This is a genomic window from Flavobacterium sp. (assembly GCF_044368625.1).
Classification (GTDB): domain Bacteria; phylum Bacteroidota; class Bacteroidia; order Flavobacteriales; family Flavobacteriaceae; genus Flavobacterium.
The window spans coordinates 1-6301 of the sequence record NZ_JBIPPD010000193.1 but is presented as its reverse complement, the minus strand read 5'-3'; the positions used below and the strand labels follow the sequence as shown (position 1 = coordinate 6301).

4 protein-coding genes and 1 pseudogene are annotated in these 6301 nt (G+C 35.7%); 2 read left to right on the top strand and 3 right to left on the bottom strand.

From position 1 onward, the window contains the following. Positions 1–733: pseudogene (locus tag ACIQ2X_RS12665) on the bottom strand (PCRF domain-containing protein); the annotation flags it as partial. A 162-nt stretch (positions 734–895) separates the two neighbouring features. On the opposite strand from ACIQ2X_RS12665, the gene ACIQ2X_RS12660 reads away from it, so the two are divergent. After that, positions 896–1918: a threonine aldolase family protein gene (locus ACIQ2X_RS12660; protein ID WP_396179283.1), complete on the top strand. Its 1023-nt coding sequence runs from the start codon at positions 896–898 to the stop codon at positions 1916–1918. A gap of 86 nt (positions 1919–2004) precedes the next feature. Here ACIQ2X_RS12660 and ACIQ2X_RS12655 read toward each other — a convergent pair whose 3' ends face one another. After that, positions 2005–2637 carry a response regulator gene (locus ACIQ2X_RS12655; protein WP_396179282.1) on the bottom strand — a complete coding sequence of 211 codons (633 nt, stop codon included), beginning with the start codon at positions 2635–2637 and terminating at the stop codon, positions 2005–2007. 1 nt (position 2638) lies between these two features. Continuing rightward, positions 2639–4366, bottom strand: a complete 1728-nt coding sequence (locus ACIQ2X_RS12650) for an ATP-binding protein (protein WP_396179281.1) — start codon at positions 4364–4366, stop codon at positions 2639–2641. Between the two features lie 961 nt (positions 4367–5327). On the opposite strand from ACIQ2X_RS12650, the gene ACIQ2X_RS12645 reads away from it, so the two are divergent. After that, positions 5328–6245, top strand: a complete 918-nt coding sequence (locus tag ACIQ2X_RS12645; RefSeq protein WP_396179280.1) for a hypothetical protein — start codon at positions 5328–5330, stop codon at positions 6243–6245. Positions 6246–6301: the final 56 nt, after the last annotated feature.

Here is a 6301-nt window from a genome sequence, read left to right as displayed (position 1 = left end):
ACCAGCTCCGCTCGACCGCGAGGTAATGATTTCAATATCTGCTGGATTGATGTCAATTTCGATTGTATCATCAACCAACGGATATACATAAACCGAAGCAAAAGATGTATGGCGCTTGCCATTGCTGTCAAATGGTGATATCCGAACCAATCGGTGCACACCGTTTTCACCTTTTAAGTAGCCAAAAGAAAAATCCCCTTCAATTTCCAGCGTAACAGTTTTGATTCCCGCCACATCGCCTTCCTGAAAGTTCAATTCTTTAATTTTATAGCCACTTTTTTCGGCCCACATCATGTACATTCGCATCAACATCGATGCCCAATCGCAACTTTCCGTTCCTCCAGCACCCGCCGTAATTTGTAAAACGGCACTCATATTGTCGCCTTCTTCCGAGAGCATGTTGCGGAACTCTAGATTTTCTAAATGCGAGTTTGTGGCAAAATATTGCTCGTCCAATTCTTCCTCAGTAAGTTCGCCTTCCTTATAGAATTCGTACGCCAATTGTAGTTCATCGCCAAGCAAAACTGCTTTGTCGTAATCTTCAATCCATTTCTTTTTAGACCGCAAAACCTTAATATAGGCCTCTGCTTCTTTAGCATTATTCCAAAAATCGGGAGCTAAGGTTTTTTCTTCCTCGTTGGTAATTTCGATTAACTTCTTGTCGACGTCAAAGATACCTCCTCAACGCACCAAGACGCTCCACAATACCTTTAATTTGTTCGGTATTTGTCATAAATTAGTTTTATTTTTGCGACGAATTTGGAGCTGTTTCCTGCTGTACGTTTTATCTTTTCCTCGTTAAAGAAACGAGAAAAAGGATGCCACTTCCATCAGGGCTAAAACTCCCTGAATTCATCAAATTTAGATTACAAAAATAAGACATCCTTTTCAATATATGGAAATAAATTTAGTAAGCGACACCGTTACAAAACCTTCACCAGAAATGCTTCGGTATATGTTTCAGGCTCAAGTAGGTGACGATGTTTACAAGCAAGACCCAACAGTTATCGCACTCGAAAATATGGTCGCCCAAATCTTTGGTATGGAAGCGGCACTGTTTTTTCCGTCCGGAACTATGGCCAATCAAACAGCTATAAAATTACATACCCAACCGGGCGAACAATTGATTGCCGACAAATATGCCCATGTTTATAACTACGAAGGCGGAGGTGCCTCGTTTAACAGTGGTGTTTCGTGCTGTTTACTCGACGGACATCGTGGCATGATTACGGCCGAACAAGTCGCCGGAGCGGTCAACAATCCTGAGTTTTACCACAGTCCATTAACAAGTTTGGTTTGTGTAGAAAACACTACAAACAAAGGTGGTGGCGCATGTTATGATTTCGAAGAATTCAAACGAATTAAAGAAGTTTGCGTAGAAAATAACCTGAAATTCCACATGGACGGTGCCCGAATTTGGAATGCATTGGTACACAAACAAGAAAATCCGAACGAGTACGGAAAAGTGTTTGACACAATATCCGTTTGCTTGTCCAAAGGTTTGGGTGCGCCAATTGGATCGCTTTTAGTCAGCGATAAAGCGACCATCAAGCGTGCTTTGCGAATCCGGAAAATATTGGGAGGCGGTATGCGACAAGTGGGTTATTTGGCTGCAGCCGGTATTTATGCCTTACAAAACAACGTCAACCGACTCGTGGACGATCACCGACGGGCTAGGGAAATTGGAGCGGTATTGGCACAATTGCCATGGGTAGAAAAAGTGGAACCAGTCGAAACAAACATTTTAATTTTCTCACTAAAAAAGGGTTTTGACGAAAATCTTTTGGTTGAAAAACTGAAGCAAAAAAATATTTTCATCAGTTCCTTAGGTCCCGGAAAATTGCGGATTGTAACCCATTTGGATTACAAAGAAGTGATGCACAATTACGTTTTGGAAGCGTTACAGAAACTGAAATAATGGCTTTAAAACTGATATCAGATAGTTTTTCATTCTAATTTACAAAAGTTATTAAAAAATTATACTAAGAAAATCTGACAGCATGTTCAATAAAATTTATAATTTATTTTGAGCGCAAAACGTTGTAGAATATTTTTTTCGCTGGGTAGCCCCAATTTTTTCACAATGTTGCTGCGGTGTTTCTCGACTGTTTTTTCTGATATAAAAAGTAAATCGGCAATATCTTTTGTGTTGTAATCTTGTCCAATCAACGAAAGAATTTTTTTTTCTGCTGAGGTTAGCAGCATAATTTTTTGAGTCTCTAAATCATGTTTCATGGCTACGATTGCATCGTCAAGTTTTTGGCTGAACCACTTTTCACCTACGCTAATTTTTTGTAAACAAATGGAAATTTCCTCCAAGGCAAAATCTTTCAAAAGGTAGCCGTTTGCACCTAAACTAATTGCTGCGTCTAAATAGTTTTTTTCATTGTGCATGGTATAAATGACAACTTTAATATCGGGGTCTTGAATTCTAATTTTTTGTAAAACCTCAATACCATTCAAAATAGGCATGTTCAAATCCAAAATGATAATGTCTGGTTTTTTGAGCGCTATTTTAACTAAAACTTCTTCGCCATTTTCACAGGTGTGGATCACATCATAACCCAACGATTCCACATAAGTTTTGATGCCATTGAGCATCATCGGATGGTCGTCTGCAATGAGTATTTTTTTCATTTTAAAATGGTATTTTCATTAAAATGACCGTGCCTTTTGCATTCGAATTGATGTTGATTTTAGCACCAATCGCTTTAGCTCTTTGTAAAATACTTTGCAAACCAAATGATTGCGGATTTTTGAGTTGTTTGTTCACATCAAAACCATTTCCGTTGTCTTTGATTTCTAAATGTAAAAATTGTTCATTAAAGGTCAAAATAACTTTTGCAGCATTGGCTTTGCCATGTTTAAGTGTATTGTTGAGTGCTTCTTGAATGATACGATAGATTTGTAATTCATTGTTTTTGGATACTTGATTTTCATACTCAACTTCGCAGGTAGTGAAAAGTCCAACATCGGTCAGTTTTTCGCACAAATGCTCGATACTTGCTTTCAAGCCAAGATTCTTCAAAATAGAAGGATGTAAATTTCTGCTGATATTGCGAACCTCTTCAATTACATTTGTAAAATCCTCAGCAACCATTTGGTTTCCATTGAGCACATTGTGTTTCATGGTGAGCAAATCTTGGTTTACACTATCGTGCAGTTCACCAGCAATTCTACTGCGTTCTTCTTCGGTATTTTGCAACAATTGGTAAGTAAATTGTTCTTGTTTTAACTGTTCCTCAAGTGCTTGTTTTCTTTTTTTTCGAAGGGAAAAAATCCAAAAAGTAAAGATAATGGTTATGACAAGTGCTGCAAGACTGAGAATAAAGTTTCGGCTTTGGTTTAACTCATTTTTTTGCTGGGCAATGATTTTTGCTTTTTTCTCGGCATCAATTTTTTTCTCAAAAACTTTTACTTTAAATTTTAATTCAGACTCTGCAATGGTTTCTTCAATTTCTTTTATTTCGTCATCGTAAGCTAACACTTTTGCGAGGTTGTTTTCTTGAATGGCTTCTTTTCTAAACAATTTTAAAATGCTTAGTGAAAATGGGTAGTCCTTATTCTTTTTGTATGCTAGCAGCAATTGAGTCAATGCCTCTTTATTTTTTATTTTTTTATTCTTTAAAAAGTTGTATTCGCCCTCATTTACCATGTAGGCATTGCTGTAAACAGCGATATTCGCCTCTTTAACTTGCGATTCAAAAATGGGCATCAACGTGTCTAGCGATGGTACATTTTTCTCAACTATATTTTTTCTGATTAAATTATGGTTGTATCGCATCAATACAGAATGATCTTGAATGTTGTTTTTTTCAATCTTGATGCGTATCGAATCTAAATAAGTATGCCGCTCGTCCTGATATTTTTCTGCCAAGTAATCGTGTTTGGTTAACATTAAGTTTACTTGACTCGTTGGATTATTGGTTTTATCATAAATTTTTATGGCTTGGTCGATGGTTGTTATAGCATCTTGCAAATTTTTAGTGCTAAAATGCACGTGTGCTCGCCAAGATTCTACGATAATTAAACCGTTAAGGTCGTCAGTGTGTTTAAAGTACGCGGCCGATTTGTTTAATGTCTCTAATGATTTTATATAATCGCCAAGGTAATAATGATTACACGAAATATAGTAATGGGCATAACCCAAATCGAGGTAATTGGAAAAATTATCGGGTTTAAATTGGTCTAATTGATTTAGAGTTTTGATGGCTTCTTCGTATTTTCCTGAAAAAGTTTCCACCACTCCTTTGTAGATGTGAAATGAGAAGAGTGGGTCTTTTTCAATTTCAGATGCGTGCTTTGCTAAATACTCTTTCAAAACAATGTAGTAGTGGTCGTCATTATAATATCCTCTGTTGCTCATCAATTGAAACACAGCAAGTAAAGCATCTGTGGCTTGGGCATAATTCTTTTTTTGAAGCCCTTCATTGTAGTAAGCGTCAAATTTTTTTTATAGATTTCAGTATCAAAATTTTCGTCTTTTGAAAGCCATTTATTTTTAATGACAACTTCTTTTTGGTCCGCTTCTTTATAAATAGTAGGTTTCTTCTCTGTGCATCCTACAATACTACAAAATAGAAGCATAAAAATAAAAATGAAAATCGGAGAAGTAGTAGCGTTTTGTTTGAACATGATTTAGGATACTATTTGTTTTTAGGGTGAAATGGAAACGAATCAAACCTCATTTTAGTGCTATTTGGAATTATTTTTAACTTTTTAGAGAAGGTAATTTTGCTACAAAAAAAGATCAATTTGCTCAACTATTACAAAATGATAAATGCTCGGTAATAAAATTTCATAAAAATTCTAATTCCAAAATTAGTAAATACTTTTCTTAAAAAACAATGCAGTGCTCAAAAAAAGGGGTAATTAAAAAAAAGCTTAAAAAAAATTGGTTGATACATTTTTAAATCAGTAGAATGCATGAAAATCTGGAAAAGGTTGATTTTGCTGACTAAAAACACCTAAAATTCTGTTTTTTCTTTTAATAGACCTGACTAAAAAAATATAAAATCATTCGTAAAAATACGTGTTAACACTTATTGACAGGCTTGTACTATGCATCTACATTTGTACTTAATGTTAAAAGCAGATACCCGAAAAGGCAAAATAGAGTAGGGACATTTATACGCTGAGTAATATAAGATGAAATAACCAAAAAACGAAAACGCAGATATTGTTATTGAAAAACAGGTCAACGCCATAAGGCGTTATTGAGCGCTAATTAAAGCTTTTTTGCTTTTCTTATTCCTAAAATGAATGACTAAAAACGTCATCAAAAACAATTAATTACTTATTTATTATTAATCCTTTATTTTTTAACAATGAAACAAAAATTAAACTATTTCAAGCATTTTCTTTTGATGTTTGTCATGCTGCTTGGTGCAAATTTGGTTACTGCACAAATTGAGCCTACACCCATGATGCTGCAGCAAGAGGTGATTGAAGAAATGCCAACAATCACGTTAGATGAATCGCAAAAGATGCATAACGAGGATGTAAACAAAAATGAGAAAAAAACAAAGCTGACATCGAAAAGCTCAGCTACAACAACTAACTTCTTATTGAAAAATGGAGGTGGTCCATTAGCTGGTGTTTACAGCATTGGTGGCGGCTCGGCAGATTTTCCAAGCCTAACGGCAGCCGCAAGCTACTTGGCAAATTTTGGTGTTGCTGCTCCTGTATTTTTTGAGCTCAACGATAGCTATGATGGGTCGTTAGAAACGTTCCCAATTAATTTTGCAAGTGTTGCATCTGGGCAAGCACCATCTGCCACTAATCCGTTAACCATCAGACCTGCATTGGGTGTAACAAACCGCATTATTGAAGGAAATAATCGAATTTTTGATTTTACTGGCATGGGTCATATCACCATTGATGGCAGACCGGGGGGTATTGGAACAACTTCACAACTGCGAATTACAAATACAGCTACTTTTGGTACCACCATTAGATTCCGCAATGAAGCATCTCACAATACCATTACCTACTGCACCATTAGTGGCAGTGGGGATAATGTTATTTTGATAGGAACAACCACAGGTGCAAATGGTAATGATCAAATCACCATTACTCATAATATCATTAGAGGTGGGGCTACAATGCCTGGTTCTTTAATCATTAATGAAGGAACAACAACTAACGCTGATACATTCAATAGTGGCATCAATATATCACATAACGAATTTATTAATTTCAGAAGTTATGGTATATTATTTAGTCATTCCTTAAATATGTTATAACAATCTGTCTGTTAATAACTTGTATATAAAAATAGTAATAAAAAGCGAAGTTAAAT